At 61.5% G+C, this 19,637-nt stretch carries 16 protein-coding genes; 12 read left to right on the forward strand and 4 right to left on the reverse strand.

Going from position 1 to position 19,637, the window contains the following annotated elements:
- The first annotated feature begins 98 nt into the window (after positions 1-98).
- From dnaQ to M5B44_RS09650, 3 genes are all read left to right on the forward strand, one after another.
- A complete protein-coding gene (gene dnaQ, locus M5B44_RS09640; RefSeq protein ID WP_085708594.1) occupies positions 99-857 on the forward strand; it encodes a DNA polymerase III subunit epsilon in 759 nt (252 codons plus the stop codon).
- Positions 858-1,011: 154 nt separating this feature from the next.
- Positions 1,012-3,267, forward strand: a complete 2,256-nt coding sequence (locus M5B44_RS09645; RefSeq protein ID WP_248738986.1) for an Orn/Lys/Arg decarboxylase N-terminal domain-containing protein — start codon at positions 1,012-1,014, stop codon at positions 3,265-3,267.
- A 14-nt stretch (positions 3,268-3,281) separates the two neighbouring features.
- A complete protein-coding gene (locus M5B44_RS09650) occupies positions 3,282-3,896 on the forward strand; it encodes a GNAT family N-acetyltransferase (RefSeq protein ID WP_248738987.1) in 615 nt (204 codons plus the stop codon).
- Here M5B44_RS09650 and M5B44_RS09655 read toward each other — a convergent pair.
- Positions 3,862-4,755 (reverse strand): LysR family transcriptional regulator, encoded by an 894-nt coding sequence (locus tag M5B44_RS09655; RefSeq protein ID WP_248738988.1) that lies wholly within the window; start codon positions 4,753-4,755, stop codon positions 3,862-3,864. The genes M5B44_RS09650 and M5B44_RS09655 overlap by 35 nt on opposite strands.
- An 85-nt stretch (positions 4,756-4,840) precedes the next feature.
- A complete protein-coding gene (locus tag M5B44_RS09660) occupies positions 4,841-5,077 on the reverse strand; it encodes a hypothetical protein (RefSeq protein ID WP_085708590.1) in 237 nt (78 codons plus the stop codon).
- Between the two features lie 185 nt (positions 5,078-5,262).
- On the opposite strand from M5B44_RS09660, the gene M5B44_RS09665 reads away from it, so the two are divergent.
- Both M5B44_RS09665 and M5B44_RS09670 read left to right on the forward strand, forming a co-directional pair.
- The gene (locus M5B44_RS09665; RefSeq protein WP_085708589.1) at positions 5,263-5,820 is read left to right on the forward strand and encodes an NADPH-dependent FMN reductase; all 558 of its coding nucleotides are present in this window, start codon (positions 5,263-5,265) and stop codon (positions 5,818-5,820) included.
- Between the two features lie 99 nt (positions 5,821-5,919).
- Entirely contained in the window at positions 5,920-7,203 is a 1,284-nt protein-coding gene (locus tag M5B44_RS09670; protein WP_248738989.1) for an arsenic transporter, read from the forward strand.
- 119 nt (positions 7,204-7,322) lie between these two features.
- On the opposite strand, the gene M5B44_RS09675 is transcribed toward M5B44_RS09670, so the two are convergent.
- The gene (locus M5B44_RS09675; RefSeq protein ID WP_248738990.1) at positions 7,323-8,273 is read right to left on the reverse strand and encodes a DUF1853 family protein; all 951 of its coding nucleotides are present in this window, start codon (positions 8,271-8,273) and stop codon (positions 7,323-7,325) included.
- A gap of 113 nt (positions 8,274-8,386) precedes the next feature.
- Here M5B44_RS09675 and M5B44_RS09680 point away from each other — a divergent pair, with 113 nt between their 5' ends.
- Genes M5B44_RS09680 through pepN form a run of 6 tightly spaced genes read left to right on the forward strand, consistent with a single transcriptional unit; the run spans position 8,387 to position 14,899 of the window.
- Positions 8,387-9,277 (forward strand): NAD(+) kinase, encoded by an 891-nt coding sequence (locus M5B44_RS09680; protein ID WP_011333623.1) that lies wholly within the window; start codon positions 8,387-8,389, stop codon positions 9,275-9,277.
- On the forward strand, positions 9,274-10,248 hold the full coding sequence (locus tag M5B44_RS09685) for a metallophosphoesterase (RefSeq protein WP_371856526.1): 975 nt from the start codon (positions 9,274-9,276) through the stop codon (positions 10,246-10,248). The genes M5B44_RS09680 and M5B44_RS09685 overlap by 4 nt, the downstream gene beginning before the upstream one ends.
- A complete protein-coding gene (locus M5B44_RS09690; protein ID WP_085733061.1) occupies positions 10,245-11,114 on the forward strand; it encodes a rhomboid family intramembrane serine protease in 870 nt (289 codons plus the stop codon). Before M5B44_RS09685 ends, M5B44_RS09690 begins: the two co-directional genes overlap by 4 nt.
- 29 nt (positions 11,115-11,143) lie before the next feature.
- The gene (locus M5B44_RS09695; protein ID WP_085698878.1) at positions 11,144-11,404 is read left to right on the forward strand and encodes a YeaC family protein; all 261 of its coding nucleotides are present in this window, start codon (positions 11,144-11,146) and stop codon (positions 11,402-11,404) included.
- Positions 11,401-12,231, forward strand: coding sequence for a DUF2797 domain-containing protein (locus M5B44_RS09700; RefSeq protein ID WP_248738991.1), 831 nt, complete (start codon positions 11,401-11,403; stop codon positions 12,229-12,231). The genes M5B44_RS09695 and M5B44_RS09700 overlap by 4 nt, the downstream gene beginning before the upstream one ends.
- Before the next feature lie 10 nt (positions 12,232-12,241).
- Positions 12,242-14,899, forward strand: coding sequence for an aminopeptidase N (gene pepN, locus M5B44_RS09705; protein WP_248738992.1), 2,658 nt, complete (start codon positions 12,242-12,244; stop codon positions 14,897-14,899).
- Between the two features lie 63 nt (positions 14,900-14,962).
- On the opposite strand, the gene katG is transcribed toward pepN, so the two are convergent.
- Positions 14,963-17,236 carry a catalase/peroxidase HPI gene (katG, locus tag M5B44_RS09710; RefSeq protein ID WP_248738993.1) on the reverse strand — a complete coding sequence of 758 codons (2,274 nt, stop codon included), beginning with the start codon at positions 17,234-17,236 and terminating at the stop codon, positions 14,963-14,965.
- Positions 17,237-17,595: 359 nt separating this feature from the next.
- Between katG and M5B44_RS09715 the strand changes: the two genes are divergently transcribed.
- Positions 17,596-19,626 carry a TonB-dependent receptor gene (locus tag M5B44_RS09715; RefSeq protein ID WP_248738994.1) on the forward strand — a complete coding sequence of 677 codons (2,031 nt, stop codon included), beginning with the start codon at positions 17,596-17,598 and terminating at the stop codon, positions 19,624-19,626.
- The last annotated feature ends 11 nt before the right edge of the window (positions 19,627-19,637 follow it).

A 19,637-nucleotide genomic window follows, 5' to 3' on the forward strand; every position in this document is an offset into this window, starting at 1 on the left:
TGCATGAGCGCCGATCACCCGGCGGTGCGCGACTCGCGCCACCAGCGTGTTAACATCGCCGCTTTTGCACGATTGACCCCGTTGAGAGCTGAACACTGATGGCCACCAGATCCGTTGTACTCGATACCGAAACCACCGGCATGCCGGTGACCGATGGTCACCGGATCATTGAAATCGGTTGCGTCGAGCTGATCGGTCGGCGCCTGACAGGCCGGCACTTTCACGTCTATCTGCAACCGGACCGCGAAAGTGACGAAGGCGCGATCGGCGTTCACGGCATCACCAACGAATTCCTGGTCGGCAAACCGCGTTTCGCCGAAGTGGCCGATGAGTTCTTCGAGTTCATCAACGGCGCGCAACTGATCATCCATAACGCGGCGTTCGACGTTGGCTTCATCAACAACGAATTCGCCCTGATGGGTCAGCAGGATCGCGCGGACATCACGCAGCACTGCACGATCCTCGACACCCTGATGATGGCCCGGGAACGTCACCCGGGTCAGCGCAACAGCCTCGATGCCCTATGCAAACGATACGGCGTCGACAACTCCGGCCGTGAGCTGCACGGCGCATTGCTCGACTCGGAGATTCTTGCCGACGTCTACCTGACCATGACCGGTGGCCAGACCAGCCTGTCCCTGGCCGGTAACGCCTCCGACGGTAACGGCACGGGCGAGGGCGCTGACAACTCCGCCACCGAAATCCGCCGTCTGCCGGCGGATCGCAAGCCGGGGCGGATCATTCGCGCCACCGAAGCCGAACTGGCCGAGCACCAGGTGCGTCTGGAAATCATCGCCAAATCCGCTGGCGCACCGGCGCTGTGGACTCAGCTGCTGGAAGCCGAAGCCCAGGCGTAAAACGCAAAGGATCGTCCGAATGCGCAGGCCGCGTTCGGACGATCCTTTGTTTTTGGCAGTACTGACAACTGGCCACCCTCGCCACATCCGCTCCGACCCTCTACCCTGAGGACATTGGCAGATCACTCTCCGCCGCCTCAGGACACTGAGTCTCATGTACAAAGATCTGAAGTTCCCGGTGTTGATCGTCCACCGCGACATCAAGGCCGACACGGTTGCCGGCGAACGCATTCGCGGCATTGCCCGTGAACTCGAGCAGGAAGGTTTCAGCATCGTTTCGGCCACGGACTACACCGAGGGCCGGCTGGTGGCGTCGACCCACCATGGTCTGGCGTGCATGTTGATTGCCGCTGAAGACGCCAGCACCAATTCCCATTTGTTACAGAACATGGCCGAACTGATCGGTCTTGCCCGGGTGCGGGCGCCGGATCTGCCGATCTTCGCCCTCGGCGAGCAGGTCACCCTGGAAAACGCCCCGGCCGATGCCATGGCCGAACTGAATCAGTTGCGCGGCATTCTCTACCTGTTCGAAGACACCGTACCGTTTCTGGCCCGGCAGGTGGCGCGGGCGGCGCGCAAGTATCTGGACGGGTTGTTGCCACCGTTCTTCAAGGCCTTGGTGCAGCACACCGCCGACTCCAATTATTCCTGGCACACCCCGGGGCATGGCGGTGGCGTGGCGTATCACAAGAGTCCGGTGGGGCAGGCGTTTCACCAGTTCTTCGGCGAAAACACCCTGCGTTCGGATTTGTCGGTGTCGGTGCCGGAGCTGGGCTCGCTGCTCGATCACACCGGGCCGCTGGCCGAAGCGGAAGCGCGGGCGGCGCGCAATTTCGGCGCCGATCACACCTTTTTCGTGATCAATGGCACCTCGACTGCCAACAAGATCGTCTGGCATTCGATGGTCGGGCGCGATGATCTGGTGCTGGTGGATCGCAACTGCCACAAGTCGGTGTTGCACGCGATCATCATGACCGGGGCTATTCCTCTCTATCTGTGCCCGGAACGTAACGAGCTGGGCATCATCGGCCCGATCCCGCTGAGCGAATTCAGCCGCGAATCGATCCAGGCCAAGATCGATGCAAGCCCGCTGACCAAGGGCCGGGAGCCGAAAGTCAAACTCGCGGTGGTCACCAACTCCACTTATGACGGCCTCTGTTACAACGCCGAACTGATCAAGCAGAGCCTGGGCAACAGTGTCGAGGTCCTGCATTTCGACGAAGCCTGGTACGCCTACGCGGCGTTTCACGAATTCTTTGCCGGACGCTACGGCATGGCCACCTCGCGCAGTGCCGACAGTCCGCTGGTGTTTACCACCCATTCCACCCATAAACTACTGGCGGCGTTCAGTCAGGCTTCGATGATTCATGTGCAGGACGGCGGCGCTCGGCAACTGGACCGCGACCGGTTCAACGAAGCGTTCATGATGCATATCTCGACGTCGCCGCAATACAGCATCATCGCCTCGCTGGACGTGGCCTCGGCCATGATGGAAGGCCCGGCCGGGCGTTCGCTGTTGCAGGAAACCTTCGATGAAGCCCTGAGCTTTCGCCGGGCACTGGCCAATCTGCGGCAACACATCGACGCCAATGACTGGTGGTTTTCGATCTGGCAGCCGCCAAGTGTCGAGGGTATTGACCGGGTGCAGACCGAAGACTGGCTGCTGAAGCCCGAGGCGGACTGGCATGGCTTCGGCGAAGTCAGCGACGACTATGTGCTGCTCGATCCGATCAAGGTCACTCTGGTGATGCCCGGCCTGACCGCTGGCGGCGCTTTAAGCGACAAGGGGATTCCGGCGGCGGTAGTCAGTCGTTTCCTCTGGGAGCGCGGACTGGTGGTGGAGAAAACCGGGCTCTATTCGTTTCTGGTGCTGTTCTCCATGGGCATCACCAAAGGCAAGTGGAGCACGCTGTTGACCGAGCTTTTGGAGTTCAAGCGCAGCTACGACGCCAACGTCAGCCTCGACACCTGCCTGAAGTGTGTCGCTCAGGAAGACCCGGCGCGCTATCGCGGCATGGGTCTGCGCGACCTGTGCGATCAGCTCCACGCCTGTTATCGCAGCAACGCCACCGCCAGGCACCTCAAGCGTATGTACACCGTGTTGCCGGAAATCGCCATGAAACCGGCCCATGCCTACGATCAACTGGTGCGCGGCGAAGTCGAGGCGGTGCCGATCGATGAGCTGGAGGGGCGTGTCGCAGCGGTGATGCTGGTGCCTTATCCGCCGGGGATTCCGTTGATCATGCCCGGCGAGCGTTTTACCGAATCCACCCGGTCGATCATCGATTACCTGAAGTTTGCCCGCACGTTCGATGCGAGTTTTCCGGGTTTCGTGGTCGATGTGCACGGACTGCAACACGAAGACGAGGGCAATGGACGGCACTACACCGTCGATTGCGTCAAGGAATGAGGGCGTTTCCCAGTATGCAACCGGTCATGAATCCAAAATACCCCGGGCTGTCGGTGCGCGTTGCCGACGACGGCTTTGCCGCTTATATCTGGGGCAGCGATTTCAGCTTCGAGGTCGCCGCCTATGGCACGGCCGAAATCGGTAAACCCGTCGCGCAGTGGGGTGTGACGCCGATCGTGCCGTACCGCAAGTGCTACGGCATCGATCCGGAAGAGTTCAGCAGTTTTCGCGATGCCGCCGACAGTGCGATTTTCATGGCGTATCTGGAGGACCAGCCGGTAGGGCATCTGGTGATCAGCACCAACTGGAACGGTTTCGCCCATATCGATGAGCTGGCGGTGCATGCGCCGGCACGCCGCCATGGTGTGGCGAAAGCGTTGCTGGATGTGGCGCAGTTCTGGAGTCGCAAGAAAAAGCTGCCGGGGATCATGCTCGAGACCCAGAACAACAACCTCGGTGCCTGTCGCTTGTATGAGCGTTGCGGTTATGTGATCGGTGGCATCGACCATCTGCGTTATCGCGGTATCGACCCGAACACCGCCGAGGTGGCGTTGTTCTGGTATCGATTATTCGATAATCCGCTGGAAAACCCGATCAGCTCGCCAGCATCGCCTCGGCTTGTTCCGTAACGATACCCAGCAATGTCTGGACCGCCGATGTCGGCGGCGTGTGCTTGAAGGTCAGTGCATAGAGGCTGATCGGCACCGCCGGTGACAACGGACAAGTGTCGATCCCATCGGCCCGGGCACCCAGCGCGGTGAACGGGTCGACGATGGCCAGGCCTTCACCGGCCTCGACCATGCTGCGCATCATCTGATGGGTCTGCACCCGGGTGTGGATGCTCGGTGCCGGGCGCAAGGCCTGGAGTTTGTGTTCCAGCGCCGGGCTCAGCGGGTCCTGGCCTTCGAGGCCGACCATTGCCTGACCGGCCAGGTCCTGCAGGGAAATGTATTTCTGCTTCGGTTGCAGCCAGCCGTGGGGCGCGAGCAATTGCAGCTTGCCTTGGGCCAGCGGCTGGCAATGGATATCCGGATGTTCGGGATCGTGCAGGCTCAGGCCCAGATCGCTCTCGCGCAGCAACAGACTGCGAACGATGTGACGGGTGGGTTCACTGAGCAGCGTGCAGGGCACGTCCGGCAAGCGTCGGCGCAAGGCGGCAAGGCTTTGCGGCAACAATTGCTGGGCCAGCGGCGGGGTGCCGATGATTCGAAGGGGCGGGGCGAGGTATTGCTTGAGACTGCTGGCCAGCCGTTGCACCGGTTCCAGCGCGTCATAGATGTGGGCGATTTCAACTTGCAACGCACGGGCTTCGGCCGTGGCCTGAAGCCGTCCGCGCACGCTGGCGAACAGCATGAAACCCAACTGACTCTCGGCTTCGCGCAGTCGCTCCTCGACATCGCCCGCCGGCAATTGCAGCCATTCGGCGGCGGTGCCCACGTGACCCGTCTGTAAAAGCGCCTGTATCACCTCGATATGACGTAAACGCATGCGTGAAGTCCATGTCCGGCCGTTGGGGTCAGTGGCTGAATCCTACCCCAACTCGGCGCGGATGACTTCTGCTCATAACAATCGGTTATGAAGCGACAGTCGGCTCGGGTTCGCGAATCAACGTGATGCCTGATTGAACCAGCAGGAATTCGTTGTCGTCGATTTTATTGACCCGGTCGCCAATCGCCAGTTTGTAGGTGGTAACAGGCTCCATGCCGGTGAAACCGTCTGCCGACGGGTTGGATTCCTGGAACTCATGCACGGAATAAACGCGGCCTTCCGCATCTCTTGCATGGAACTGACCGACGAGTACTGCTGCCATCTGCTTAGAACCTCTGGAGATAAAACGCTTGATTTGCGGCTTGGTAGACCGCCATCGAGCTTGGTAAGTTTTCCTACAGGAAAAAAATAATCCGGACGCGGGAAATATCCCTCGTCGTCTGGTGGAATCGTCGCTGGATCATCTATAACTACAGGCTCCTCCCACGGACAGTCGAGAGTCTTCCCATGAGCAATGTCTATAACGTCGCGGTAGTGGTCGGCAGCCTGCGTAAAGCTTCGATCAATCGCAAGGTCGCGCTGGCGCTGGCGGAACTGGCACCGGCCAACCTCAAGCTGAACATTGTGGAAATAGGCGATCTGCCACTCTATAACGAAGACATCGACGGCGATTCACCGCCGGCAGCCTACAGCACTTTTCGGCAAAAAGTGGGCTCATCCGACGCGGTGCTGTTTGTCACCCCGGAGTACAACCGTTCGGTGCCGGCACCCTTGAAGAACGCCATTGACGTCGGCTCGCGGCCTTATGGCAAGAGTGTCTGGGGTGGCAAACCGGGGGCGGTGATCAGCGTTTCGCCGGGTGCCATCGGCGGTTTTGGCGCCAACCAGCATTTGCGCCAGTCCTTCGTTTTCCTCAACGTGCCGTGCATGCAGCAGCCGGAGGCCTATCTGGGCGGCGCCGGTACGGCGTTCGATGAGTCGGGCAAACTGAACGAGTCGGTCAAGCCGTTCCTGCAGAGCTTCATCAATGCCTATGGCGAGTGGGTCGCGCAGCACAAGAAGTGATCCACTGATTTTTCTGACAACATAACGAACCTGTGGGAGCTGGCTCCCACAGGTTTTTTTGTGGTCTGATTCTTTCCCTTTTATTGAAGGCTGTCGCGAATGCTCGCTGCGTCACTGATTTTCCTGCTGACCATTACCCTGGTGATCTGGCAACCCAAAGGCCTCGGGGTCGGCTGGAGTGCAACGCTCGGCGCTATTGTCGCGCTGCTTTTTGGCGTGGTGCACCTGAGCGATATTCCGTTGGTGTGGCAGATCATCTGGAACGCCACCGGCACTTTTGTGGCGCTGATCATCATCAGCCTGTTGCTCGACGAGGCGGGATTCTTTGCCTGGGCTGCGTTGCACGTGGCGCGATGGGGGCGGGGCAGCGGGCGCAAGCTGTTCGCCTTCATGGTGTTGCTCGGTGCGCTGGTGTCGGCGTTGTTCGCCAATGACGGCGCGGCGCTGATCCTCACGCCGATCGTGATTTCCATGCTGTTGGCCCTGCGTTTTTCGCCGGCGGCGACCCTGGCGTTCGTCATGGGCGCGGGGTTCATTGCCGACACCGCGAGCCTGCCGCTGGTGGTGTCGAACCTGGTCAACATCGTTTCGGCCGACTTCTTTCACATCGGTTTCAATCGCTATGCAGCGGTGATGGTGCCGGTGAACTTTGTCAGCGTTGCGGCCACGCTGGCGGTGTTGCTGTGGTTTTTCCGCCGCGACATTCCGAAAGACTACGACCCTGAACAGCTTGAGCACCCGGAGACGGCGATCCACGACAAGGCCACGTTCTACGCCGGCTGGGCGGTGTTGCTGATCCTGCTGGTGGGCTGCTTTGCCCTGGAGCCGCTGGGGATTCCGATCAGTGCGATCTCGGCCGTTTGCGCGGCTTTGTTGCTGGGCATCGCTGCCCGTGGGCACAAAATCTCCACGCGCAAAGTGATGAAAGAGGCGCCGTGGCAGATCGTGATTTTCTCTCTGGGCATGTATCTGGTGGTCTACGGACTGCGCAACGCCGGGCTGACGGATCATCTGGCCGGCTGGCTGGATGCCTTTGCCGGGTATGGCGTGTGGGGCGCGGCCATGGGCACAGGCGTGCTGACCGCGTTGTTGTCGTCGATCATGAACAATCTGCCGACGGTGCTGATCGGTTTGCTGTCGATCGATGCCAGTCAGGCGTCCGGTGTCGTGAAAGAGGCGATGATCTACGCCAACGTGATCGGCAGCGACCTTGGGCCGAAGATCACCCCGATCGGCAGTCTGGCGACTCTGCTCTGGCTGCATGTGCTGGAGCGCAAGGACATCCGGATCGGCTGGGGGTATTACTTCAAGGTCGGGATTGTGCTGACGGTGCCGGTTCTTTTGGTTACGTTGGCGGCACTCGCCGTGAGACTTTCCATTTAGACCGAGTCGGCCCCTTCGCGAGCAAGTCGAATCGTCGCACCGCCGCTCCCACATTTGAGATGCATTCCACTGTGGGAGCGAGCTTGCTCGCGACGGGGCCGGATCAAACGGTACAAAAATCAGGATTGGCCGGGCACGTTCGGCCACAGATCCGAAACCAGAAACAGCCGCTCGGCTTCCTCCCATTCGCCCCGGGCATTTTCGGTCAGGCGCACCATCAGTTGCGCCGGGGCGAGCGGTTCGAGTTCATCGAGCCAGGTCCGCAACTGCTCGTGGCTCCAGGTCTGGTCCGCCGGGTAATGTGCCGGTGCCAGCCACGCGTGGCGGGGCAGGGGTTGCCAGCGTCCGGCCGGGCGCTGGGCGACAAACGCCGGCCAGTCCTTTTGATGCAGCCAACTGCCGCGCAGATGCTGCGGATGGGCGCCGCTCGGCGGTTCGGACTGTCCGGGCCATGGATACAGCAGATAACCGCCCAGCCACAACTGCGCACTGAATGACTCGATATCCAGCGCCGCCAGGGCCTCGCGGCTTTCCGGGCGGGCGGAAATCGGTAACTGGTGTTCGCTCAGATGGGCCAGTTTGCGGTCCAGTCGATCATGACAGCCGGGGCCGAGCCACTGCGCCGGATCGCGGCCGTTACCATTCTGCGGGCCGAGGTAGAGCTTGATCGCCAGTTCCAGGTGATGCACGCCGTCACGGTCGCGCAGCAGCATGTCGAGTTCGCCGAGGGTGTGGCCTTCGCGGCGGATCGGCAGGTTGGCGGCGATCAGTTCGATCCCCGGCGCATGCTCCACGGCAAACTGCCACAGCCGCTCGTAATACAGGCCCAGACGCCGGGTGCGAGCCTGGGACAGCCATTGCAGCAGACCGTAACTGTCCCGGTCGAGCCGGTGCAGCCAGTGCGCCAGCCGCTCAGGGTCGTGCACCCAGTCGCTGCCCGCCAGCGGATGACGTTGCGGCCACGGCGTGGCGGCGAGCATCGGCGGGGCGAGGATCACCCACGCCAGATCGCGCACTTCCGGGTGGCGCAACTGATGGGGCAACTGGAGCAAGTCGGGAAATAGGATCATCTTGCGAGCATAGCCTTAAACGCAGGCGCACTCTCGGGCTGAAAGGGTTTTGTCTATCCGGCGCTTTCGCCCATAATCGTCGTTTTCGCCGTCGCAGCCCCAGCAGGAGTCCCATGGAGCAATTTCGTAATATCGGCATCATCGGTCGCCTGGGCAGTTCCCAGGTGCTGGATACCGTCCGCCGACTGAAACGCTTTCTGCTCGATCGTCACCTGCATGTGATCCTCGAAGACACCATCGCCGAAGTCCTGCCCGGCCACGGCCTGCAAACCTCGTCGCGCAAGATGCTCGGCGAAGTCTGCGACATGGTCATCGTCGTCGGCGGTGACGGCAGCCTGCTCGGCGCGGCACGGGCGCTGGCCAAACACAACATTCCGGTGCTCGGGATCAACCGTGGCAGCCTCGGCTTTCTCACCGACATCCGCCCGGACGAGCTGGAAATCAAGGTCGCCGAAGTACTCGACGGCCACTATCTGGTGGAAAACCGCTTCCTGCTGCAGGCCGAAGTCCGCCGCCACGCCGAGGCCATCGGCCAGGGCGATGCGCTGAACGACGTGGTGCTGCACCCGGGCAAATCGACGCGAATGATCGAGTTCGAGCTGTACATCGACGGCCAGTTCGTCTGCAGCCAGAAGGCCGACGGCCTGATCGTCGCCACGCCGACCGGCTCCACCGCGTACGCATTGTCCGCCGGCGGCCCGATCATGCATCCCAAGCTCGACGCTATTGTGATTGTGCCGATGTACCCCCATACCTTGTCGGGTAGACCGATCGTGGTCGATGGCAACAGTGAGCTGAAAATCGTCGTGTCCAAAGATATGCAGATCTACCCGCAGGTCTCCTGCGACGGGCAGAACCACTTCACCTGCGCGCCGGGCGACACCATCACCGTCAGCAAGAAAGCGCAGAAGCTGCGGCTGATCCATCCGCTCGACCACAACTACTACGAGGTCTGCCGCACCAAACTCGGCTGGGGCAGCAAGCTGGGTGGTGGAGGCGACTGATGCTCGATCCCGCGCGCAGTTATGACCTGATCGGTGACGTGCACGGATGCGCCCTGACCCTGGAACACCTGCTGGACCGCCTCGGTTACCACAAGCAGGGTGGGGTCTGGCGGCATCCTTCGCGCATGGCCGTGTTCGTCGGCGACATCATCGACCGTGGCCCGCGGATTCGCGAGGCGCTGCACATCGTTCATGACATGGTCGAGGCCGGCCAGGCCTTGTGCATCATGGGCAACCACGAATTCAACGCCCTGGGCTGGAGCACGCCGGCGCCACCTGGCAGCGGCAAGCAGTTCGTGCGCGAACACACGCCGCGTCATGCCCGTTTGCTGCATGAAACCCTGACTCAGTTCGAAGACCATCCCGGTGACTGGCACGACTTCCAGCGTTGGTTCTATGAGCTGCCGCTGTTTGTCGACGCCGGACGCTTCCGCGTCGTGCACGCCTGCTGGGATGCCGGCCTTATCGAGCCGTTGCGCGCGCTGTTCCCCGATGGCTGCATCGATGAGCACTTCCTTCAGGCTTCCGCCGTACCGGGCAGCTTTGCCTGCACCGTCTTCGATCGCCTGCTGCGCGGCACCGACATGCGTCTGCCCGATGGCCTGACCATGACCAGCGGCGACGGTCTGGTGCGCTCGTTCTTCCGCACCAAATTCTGGGAAGACGATCCGCAGACTTACGGCGACATCGTGTTCCAGCCCGATGCACTGCCGGAGCCGGTGGCGCAGAAGCCGCTGACCTCCAGCGAAAAGAATTCCCTGCTGCGTTACGGCGTCGATGAACCGTTGCTGTTCGTCGGCCACTACTGGCGCAGCGGCAAACCGGCGCCGATCCGCCCGAACCTCGCGTGCCTGGATTACAGCGCCGTGCTCTACGGCAAACTGGTGGCTTATCGTCTGGATCAAGAAACCCGCCTGGATCCGCATAAATTTGTCTGGGTCGATGTCGAGCGGCCGGAGGTGCTGCGATGAGCGCGGTAGCGGTATTGCGTCTGCCACTGGCGGCGGACTTGAGCGGTTTCGTCAAACTGCTGCAACGCATGCAGGTACCACATCGCGTCAGCGAAGAGTCGGGCGAGCAGGTGCTGTGGGTGCCGTCGGAAATCAGCGAAGACGTGCGTTCGCTGTACGAGCGCTTCCCGGCAGGTGACCCGGATCAGCAACTGGACATTCCGGTGGCGCCGACCTTCAAGCGTCCGAGCTTCGCCGAGCAACTGAAACACGCCAAGGCCACCGGGTTCATCCTGTTGCTGAGCCTGCTGGTGGGCGGCCTGACGTATCTGGGCGACAACCTCGACACGATGCGCTGGCTGACTTTCCTCGATTTCCGCGTGGTCGGCGACTACATCCATTTCACCTCGCTGGCCGACAGCCTGGCGGCAGGGCAGTGGTGGCGTCTGTTCACGCCGATGCTGATCCACTTCGGCATCCTGCACCTGGCCATGAACGGCATGTGGTACTGGGAACTGGGGCGGCGCATCGAGTCGCGTCAGGGCAGTATCAACCTCATCGGTCTGACGCTGCTGTTCAGCCTCGTTTCCAACTATGCACAGTTTGCCTGGAGCGGCCCGAGCCTGTTTGGCGGCCTGTCCGGTGTGCTTTACGGGTTGCTCGGTCACTGCTGGATCTTCCAGCTGCTGGCGCCGAACCCGGCCTATCGTCTGCCCCGCGGCGTGCTGGTGATGATGCTGGTGTGGTTGCTGGTGTGCATGTCCGGGCTGATCTCGATGATCGGCTTCGGCCAGATCGCCAATGCCGCCCACGTCGGCGGGTTACTCATCGGATGCTTCACCGGTTTGTTGGGCGGTTTGTACAACCGCCGTAAACTGGCCGCCTGAATTTTTGAATAAAGAGCACGGAGACCCTGATGTCCTCTTTTAACGACCTGATCAAGAACATCACCCCGGATATCTACCAGAGCCTGAAACTGGCCGTGGAGATCGGCAAATGGTCCGACGGTGGCAAGCTCACCGCCGAACAGCGCGAGCTGTCGCTGCAGGCGATGATCGCCTGGGAAATCCAGAACCTGCCCGAAGAAGAACGCACCGGTTACATGGGCCCGCAGGAGTGTGCGTCGAAGTCGATCGAAGTGCCGAACATCCTGTTCAAGTCGGACGCCATCCATTGATCGAGATTGGCCGCGGTGCAATCAGCAAAATGTCGGCGCGCCTGGACGGGCCGAACGTGCAATACGCGTTTCGACTGGATGACGTCGAGGTGCCGGTCAACCCGTTGATCGGCACCACGGTGCGTCTGGAATACCTGGGGGCGATTCACTGCACCCATTGCGGACGCAAGACCAAGACCAGTTTCAGTCAGGGTTACTGCTACCCGTGCATGACCAAACTGGCCCAGTGCGACGTGTGCATCATGAGCCCGGAGCGCTGCCACTTCGACGCCGGCACCTGCCGGGAACCGGAGTGGGGCGAGAAGTTTTGCATGACCGACCACGTCGTCTATCTCGCCAATTCGTCGGGGATCAAGGTCGGCATCACTCGCGCCACCCAACTGCCGACCCGCTGGCTCGATCAGGGCGCCAGTCAGGCGCTGCCGATCATGCGCGTCGCCACGCGCCAGCAGTCGGGCTTCGTCGAAGACCTGTTCCGCAGTCAGGTGGCGGACAAGACCAACTGGCGCGCGCTGCTCAAGGGCGACGCGGCGGCGGTGGATCTTGCCGAGGTGCGCGATCAGCTGTTCGCCAGCTGCGCCGAAGGCCTTCAGGGCTTGCATGAACGTTTCGGCCTGCAGGCGATTCAGCCGGTCACCGATGTCGAGCCGCTGGAAATCCGTTACCCGGTCGAGCAGTACCCGGCCAAGATCGTCAGCTTCAACCTGGACAAGAACCCGATTGCCGAAGGCACGCTGCTGGGGATCAAGGGCCAGTACCTGATCTTCGACACCGGCGTGATCAACATTCGCAAGTACACGGCCTATCAGCTCGCCGTGCATCAATAAGGACTTCAGCATGCGCACCGAACAACCGAAGATGATTTACCTGAAGGACTATCAGGCGCCCGAGTACCTGATCGATGAAACACACCTGACCTTCGAGTTGTTCGAGGACCACAGTCTGGTCCACGCGCAACTGGTGATGCGCCGCAACCCGGCCCGTGGCCCGGGCCTGCCGCCGCTGGTGCTCGATGGCCAGCAGCTGGAATTGCTCTCGGTGACCCTGGCCGACCAGGAACTGAGCGCCGCCGACTACCAGTTGACCGAGAATCACCTGACCCTGCAGCCGAAGAGCGAAACCTTCACGGTCGACACCAGCGTCAGGATCCATCCGGAAACCAACACCGCGCTGGAAGGCCTGTACAAGTCCGGCACGATGTTCTGCACCCAGTGCGAGGCCGAAGGTTTCCGCAAGATCACCTATTACCTCGACCGCCCGGACGTGATGAGCAAGTTCACCACCACCGTGGTCGCCGAGCAGCACAGCTATCCGGTGCTGCTGTCCAACGGCAACCCGATCGCCAGCGGCCCCGGCGAAGACGGCCGTCACTGGGCGACCTGGGAAGACCCGTTCATGAAACCGGCGTACCTGTTTGCGCTGGTGGCCGGTGACTTGTGGTGCGTTGAAGACTCTTTCACCACCATGACCAACCGCAACGTGGCGCTGCGCATTTATGTCGAGCCGGAAAACATCGACAAGTGCCAGCACGCCATGAACAGCCTGAAGAAGTCGATGCGCTGGGACGAAGAGGTCTACGGTCGCGAGTACGATCTGGACATCTTCATGATCGTCGCGGTGAACGACTTCAACATGGGCGCCATGGAGAACAAGGGCCTCAACATCTTCAACTCCAGCGCCGTGCTGGCCCGCGCCGAAACCGCCACCGACGCCGCGCATCAGCGGGTCGAGGCGATCGTCGCCCACGAATACTTCCACAACTGGTCGGGCAACCGCGTGACCTGCCGCGACTGGTTCCAGCTGTCGCTCAAGGAAGGCTTTACCGTGTTCCGCGACGCCGGGTTCTCTTCCGACATGAACTCGGCCACGGTCAAGCGCATTCAGGACGTGGCGTACCTGCGTACCCACCAGTTCGCCGAAGATGCAGGTCCCATGGCCCACGCCGTACGCCCGGACAGCTTCATCGAGATTTCCAACTTCTACACTCTGACCGTGTACGAAAAGGGCTCGGAAGTGGTCGGCATGATCCACACCCTGCTGGGCGCCGAAGGCTTCCGCAAGGGCAGCGACCTGTACTTCGAACGCCATGACGGCCAGGCCGTGACCTGCGATCACTTCATCAAGGCCATGGAAGATGCCAATGGCGTTGACCTGACCCAGTTCAAGCGCTGGTACAGCCAGGCCGGCACACCGCGTCTGGCGGTGAGCGAGTCCTACGATTCGGCTGCGAAAACCTACAGCCTGACCTTCCGTCAGAGCTGCCCGGAAACCCCGGACAAGGTTGAAAAACTGCCGTTCGTGATCCCGGTGGAGCTGGGCCTGCTCGACAGCCAAGGCAACGAGATTGCCCTGCGTCTGGCCGGTGAAGCCGCTGCGCAAGGCACTACCCGAGTGATTTCGGTGACCGAAGCCGAGCAGACCTTCACCTTTGTCGATATCGCCGAACAGCCGCTGCCGTCCTTGCTGCGTGGTTTCTCGGCGCCGGTAAAACTGAGCTTCCCGTACAACCGCGATCAGCTGATGTTCCTGATGCAGCACGACAGCGACGGTTTCAACCGCTGGGATGCCGGCCAGCAACTGTCGGTACAGGTGTTGCAGGAACTGATCGGTCAGCAGCAGAAGGGCGAAAGCCTGGTGCTCGACCCACGTCTGATTTCTGCCTTGCGTACGGTACTGGCTGACCAGACGCTGGATCAGGCGATGGTCGCGGAAATGCTCTCGCTGCCGAGTGAAGCCTACCTGACCGAGATCAGCGAAACCGCCGACGTGGATGCAATCCACACCGCCCGTGAATTCGCCCGTCAGCAACTGGCGGACAACCTGTTCGATGCCCTGTGGCAGCGTTATCAGGCCAACCGCGAACTGTCGAAAAAGACCCCGTACGTGGCTGAAGCCGAGCATTTCGCCCGTCGCGCGTTGCAGAACATCGCACTGTCGTACCTGATGCTCAGCGGCAAGCCTGAAGTGCTGGCGGCAACGCTGGAGCAGTTCGACAGCTGCGACAACATGACCGAGCGCCTGACCGCGCTGGCGGTGCTGGTCAACTCGCCGTTCGAAGACGAGAAGGCCAAGGCCCTGGCCAGTTTCGCCGAGCACTTCAAGGACAATCCGCTGGTCATGGATCAGTGGTTCAGCGTGCAGGCCGGCAGCACTTTGCCGGGCGGTCTGGCGCGGGTCAAAGCCCTGATGCAGCACCCGGCGTTCAACATCAAGAACCCGAACAAGGTGCGTGCGCTGGTCGGTGCGTTCGCCGGGCAGAACCTGATCAACTTCCACGCGGCGGACGGTTCGGGTTATCGCTTCCTCGCGGATCTAGTGATCGAACTCAATGGCTTCAACCCGCAGATCGCTTCGCGTCAATTGGCGCCGCTGACGCGCTGGCGCAAGTATGACGGTGCTCGTCAGGCGTTGATGAAGGCTGAGCTGGAGCGGATTCTGGCATCCGGTCAGCTGTCCAGTGATGTGTATGAAGTGGTCAGCAAAAGCCTTGCCTGAAGCTGTTTCAGGGCAATAAAAAACGCCGCTCGATGAGCGGCGTTTTTGTGGGTGGATGAAAAACTATTGGCGCAAATCAAACCGATCCAGATCCATCACCTTCGCCCAAGCCGCAACGAAGTCGTTGACGAACTGCTCGTTGGCATCGGAACTGGCATACACCTCTGCCAGCGCCCGCAGTATCGCGTTGGAACCGAACACCAGATCGACGCGCGTTCCTGTCCATTTCACATTACCGGTCTTGCGGTCGCGGCCTTCGAATTCATCCGCTGCCTTGGACGTCGGTTTCCATTCCACGCCCATGTCCAGCAGGTTGCGGAAGAAGTCGTTGGTCAGGGCGCCGGGCTTGTCGGTGAACACGCCGTGCTTCGTTTTGCCGACGTTGGTGTCCAGCACGCGCAGTCCGCCAACCAGTACGGTGAGTTCTGGCGCCGAGAGCGTCAGCAGCTGCGCCTTGTCGATCAGCAACGCTTCGGCCGGCACGCGATAGGTGCTGGCAGCGTAGTTGCGGAAGCCGTCGGTGTGCGGTTCAAGGAAGCCGAACGACTCGACGTCAGTCTGCTCCTGAGTCGCATCGGTACGGCCGGGCGAGAAGGGCACCGTGACCGAATGGCCGGCGTTTTTCGCCGCCTGTTCTACCCCGGCATTGCCGGCCAGCACGATCAGATCCGCCAGCGAGACTTTCTTGCCCGATGCCCCGGCGTTGAACTCGTTCTGAATGCTTTCGAGGTCTTTGAGCACCTTGTCCAGTTGTTCCGGCTGGTTGGCCTGCCAGAACCGTTGCGGTGCCAGGCGCAGACGTCCGCCGTTGGCGCCGCCGCGTTTGTCTGAACCACGGAAAGTCGAAGCGGCCGCCCAGGCGGTGGAGACCAGTTCCGAAACCGACAGCCCCGACGCCAGTACTTTGTCTTTCAGCGCGGTGACATCGGCGTCGCCTATCAGCGGGTGATTGGCTTCTGGAATCGGGTCTTGCCACAGCAGTTCTTCATTGGGCATTTCCGGACCGAGATAGCGCGACAGCGGGCCCATGTCCCGGTGGATCAGTTTGTACCAGGCACGAGCGAAGGCGTCGGCCAGTTGATCGGGATTGGCCAGGAAGCGCCGCGAAATCTTCTCGTAGGCCGGATCGAAGCGCAGGGCCAGGTCAGAGGTGAGCATCGTCGGGTCGATGCGTTTGTTCGGGTCGTGAGCATGGGGAATGGTGCCGGCTCCGGCGCCGTTTTTCGGTTTCCACTGATGGGCGCCGGCCGGGCTTTTGGTCAGTTCCCACTCGAAGCCGAACAGGTTTTCCAGGTAGTTGTTGCTCCATTTGGTTGGCGTGGTGGTCCAGGTGACTTCCAGACCGCTGGTGATGGTGTCCGCACCTTTGCCGCTGCCGAAGCTGTTTTTCCAGCCCAGGCCCTGAAGCTCGAGGCCGGCGGCTTCCGGTTCCGGGCCGACGTTATCGGCCGGGCCGGCACCGTGGGTCTTGCCGAAGGCGTGACCGCCGGCGATCAGGGCGACGGTTTCTTCGTCGTTCATGGCCATGCGACCGAAGGTTTCACGGATGTCCCGGGCCGAGGCCACCGGGTCGGGATTGCCCTCGGGGCCTTCCGGGTTCACGTAGATCAGGCCCATCTGCACGGCGGCGAGCGGGTTTTCCAGATTGCGTTCGCCCTGATTGGTGCGGCTTTGTTCATGGCCGTGCTCGGCAGGTTCGGCTACCAGGGTGCCGTCGCCCGGTTCCTGCATGGCTTCGGGATGTTTGCCGTAGCGGGTGTCACCGCCCAGCCAGGTGTTCTCCGAACCCCAGTACACATCTTCATCCGGCTCCCACACATCGGGACGGCCGCCGGAAAATCCGAAAGTCTTGAAGCCCATGGATTCCAGCGCGACGTTGCCGGTGAGGACGATCAGGTCGGCCCAGGAAATGTTGCGGCCATATTTCTGTTTGATCGGCCACAGCAGGCGCCGGGCCTTGTCGAGGCTGACGTTGTCCGGCCAGCTGTTGAGCGGGGCAAAACGTTGCTGGCCGGAACCGGCGCCACCACGGCCGTCAGCGGTGCGATAGGTGCCGGCGCTGTGCCAGGCCATGCGGATGAAAAGCGGGCCGTAGTGGCCGAAGTCGGCAGGCCACCAGTCCTGGGAGTCGGTCATCAGCGCCGTCAGATCGCGTTTCAGGGCCTGGAAATCCAGGCTTTTGAAAGCCTTGGCGTAGTCGAAGTCCTTGCCCAGCGGATCGGAGGCGGGCGAGTGCTGACTCAGGATTTTCAGGTTCAGTTGATTCGGCCACCAATCGCGGTTCGTCGTGCCACCGCCGGCGGCGTGATTGAACGGGCATTTCGATTCATTTGCCATGTTCGGGTCCTTATCAGGTCTTCTGCGGCCGGCTCGTGCCGACTTCGGATTAGTAAGGCTAGACCCGACTGGGCAGGTCAGCTAATAGGCCGACTATTGGTGGCCGATAGGCAAAGTCTTTTACAGCTGTCTGTTCAGGATTTTTTCGAAGAAACGCAGGACGTGCGTGCGCAAGCGGCGATACCGCGTGCTGAAAGACCCGTCCTTGAGCGGTTGTTGTAAACATCGGGCAAGAATCGTGATGGCCATTGGAAATGTTATTGTATAACATAAAAATGATTTCATCTGATCGATGTCACTGACATGTCCGTGTGGCAGTGGCATCGATCCTTACCTTTCTGCCTTACGGAATACTAGAAATGTCAGCCCGTTTTCCCTCCTTCCCGCCAAGTCTGCTGGCCTCTGCGCTGCTGATCGCATCCCCCGCGTTTGCTGCCGAACCCCTTGAACTGCAACCGCAAGTCATCACCGGCAATCCACTGGGCAGCCAGACCCTGGCTTCGCCCTCGACCGTGTTGAGCGGCGATGACTTGACGCTGCAGCAGAAGGGCAGCCTGGGCGAAACCCTGAACAAGCAGCCGGGCGTGTCGTCGTCCTACTTCGGCCCGGGCGCCAGTCGTCCGATCATTCGCGGGCAGGACGGCGATCGCATCCGCATCCTGCGCAACGGCGTCGGCGCGCTGGACGCCTCGTCGCTGTCCTACGACCACGCCGTGCCGCTGGACCCGATCAACGTTGACCGCATCGAAATCGTCCGTGGCCCGGCCGCGTTGCTCTACGGCGGCAGCGCCATCGGCGGGGTGGTCAACACCTTCGACAACCGCATCCCGACCGAAGCCATCGACGGCATCCACGGTGCCGGCGAGTTGCGCTATGGCGGCGCCGACACTACCCGCAGCAGCGCGGGTAAACTCGAGGCCGGCAACGGTCAGTTCGCCTTGCACCTGGACGCCAGCGCTCGCGAGTTCAATGACCTGAAAATCCCCGGCTACGCCAAAAGCAGCCGCGAACGGGCGGGCGACGATGGCGATTCCAGCAAGCATCGCCTGGCCAACAGCGACGGTCGTCAGGACGGCGGCGCGGTGGGCGGGTCGTACACTTGGGATGACGGTTACGCGGGGTTGTCGTACAGCAACTACGACTCCAATTACGGCTCGCCGGCCGAAGACGATGTGCGGATTCGCATGCAGCAGGAGCACTACGCGTTCGCCTCGGAAATCCGCAACCTCCAAGGGCCGTTCAGTTCGGTCAAGTTCGACGCCGGCTACACCGATTATCAGCACCGCGAAATCGAGGGCGGCGAGGTCGGCACCACGTTCAAGAACAAGGGTTACGAGGCGCGGGTCGAAGCCCGGCACCAGCCGTTGGGACCGTTCAACGGGGTGATCGGCGCGCAGGTCAGCCGCAATGAATTCTCGGCGCTGGGCGAAGAAGCCTTCGTGCCGCAGACCGATACCAACGCCGGTGCACTGTTCATTCTGGAAGAGCTGCAAGTCACGGATCGCCTGCTGTTCACCCTCGGCGGTCGCCTGGAACACACCACGGTCGACCCGGACGCCAAAGGCAACGAGCGCTTCGCCAATGCCGATCGCTCCAGCAGTTTCACCGCCGGCAGCCTGTCGTCCGGTGCGGTCTACACGCTGACGCCGGTCTGGTCGGTTGCCGCCACGCTGGGCTACACCGAGCGGGCGCCGACGTTCTATGAGCTGTACGCCAATGGCGCCCACGTCGCGACCGGCACGTATGAAGTCGGGGATGCGGGTTTGTCGAAGGAGAAAGCCGTCTCCAGCGATCTGGCCCTGCGTTTCGACAATGGCACGCACAAGGGCAGCGTTGGCGTGTTCTACAGCCACTTCTCCAACTACATTGGTCTGCTCGGCACCGGTCGCACGCTGAATGACGAAGGTGAAGAGGACGCAGGCGGCATTCCCGAATATGCCTACTCCGGTGTTCGCGCGCGCTTCAGCGGCATCGAAGCCCAGGATCGTTGGCAGCTCGGCGAGAGCGCCTACGGCAAGTTCGCGCTGGAACTGTCGGGCGACTACACCCGGGCCAAGAACCTCGACAACGGCCAGGATCTGCCGCGCATCGCACCATTGCGCTTGAACACCGGGCTGCTGTGGGAGCTGGATCGCTGGCAGGCACGGATCGATGTGGAGCACGCCAGTTCTCAGCATCGGGTGCCGGACAATGAAAGCAGCACCGATGGCTACACCACGCTGGGTGCAAATGTGGGGTATCACTTTGACGTTGGCCAGAGCAAATGGCTGGCCTTCGTCAATGCCGAGAACCTGACCAACCAGACCGTGCGCTACGCCAGCTCGATCCTGCGCGACATTGCGCCGGCAGAAGGGCGAAGCATTCAGGTGGGGTTGCGCACTACCTTCTGATCGTCCCTGCG

The sequence above is a fragment of the Pseudomonas sp. MWU12-2029 genome, from assembly GCF_023242425.1.
In the GTDB taxonomy this organism is placed as follows: Bacteria; Pseudomonadota; Gammaproteobacteria; order Pseudomonadales; family Pseudomonadaceae; genus Aquipseudomonas; species Aquipseudomonas kribbensis.

Excerpts from the sequence above, each read along its gene's own strand:
- dnaQ (WP_085708594.1), top strand. The coding sequence starts at position 99 with ATGGCCACCAGATCCGTTGTACTCGATACCGAAACCACCGGCATGCCG.
- M5B44_RS09645 (WP_248738986.1), top strand. The coding sequence starts at position 1,012 with ATGTACAAAGATCTGAAGTTCCCGGTGTTGATCGTCCACCGCGACATC.
- M5B44_RS09650 (WP_248738987.1), top strand. The coding sequence starts at position 3,282 with ATGCAACCGGTCATGAATCCAAAATACCCCGGGCTGTCGGTGCGCGTT.
- M5B44_RS09655 (WP_248738988.1), bottom strand. The coding sequence starts at position 4,755 with ATGCGTTTACGTCATATCGAGGTGATACAGGCGCTTTTACAGACGGGT.
- M5B44_RS09660 (WP_085708590.1), bottom strand. The coding sequence starts at position 5,077 with ATGGCAGCAGTACTCGTCGGTCAGTTCCATGCAAGAGATGCGGAAGGC.
- M5B44_RS09665 (WP_085708589.1), top strand. The coding sequence starts at position 5,263 with ATGAGCAATGTCTATAACGTCGCGGTAGTGGTCGGCAGCCTGCGTAAA.
- M5B44_RS09670 (WP_248738989.1), top strand. The coding sequence starts at position 5,920 with ATGCTCGCTGCGTCACTGATTTTCCTGCTGACCATTACCCTGGTGATC.
- M5B44_RS09675 (WP_248738990.1), bottom strand. The coding sequence starts at position 8,273 with ATGATCCTATTTCCCGACTTGCTCCAGTTGCCCCATCAGTTGCGCCAC.
- M5B44_RS09680 (WP_011333623.1), top strand. The coding sequence starts at position 8,387 with ATGGAGCAATTTCGTAATATCGGCATCATCGGTCGCCTGGGCAGTTCC.
- M5B44_RS09690 (WP_085733061.1), top strand. The coding sequence starts at position 10,245 with ATGAGCGCGGTAGCGGTATTGCGTCTGCCACTGGCGGCGGACTTGAGC.
- M5B44_RS09695 (WP_085698878.1), top strand. The coding sequence starts at position 11,144 with ATGTCCTCTTTTAACGACCTGATCAAGAACATCACCCCGGATATCTAC.
- pepN (WP_248738992.1), top strand. The coding sequence starts at position 12,242 with ATGCGCACCGAACAACCGAAGATGATTTACCTGAAGGACTATCAGGCG.
- katG (WP_248738993.1), bottom strand. The coding sequence starts at position 17,236 with ATGGCAAATGAATCGAAATGCCCGTTCAATCACGCCGCCGGCGGTGGC.
- M5B44_RS09715 (WP_248738994.1), top strand. The coding sequence starts at position 17,596 with ATGTCAGCCCGTTTTCCCTCCTTCCCGCCAAGTCTGCTGGCCTCTGCG.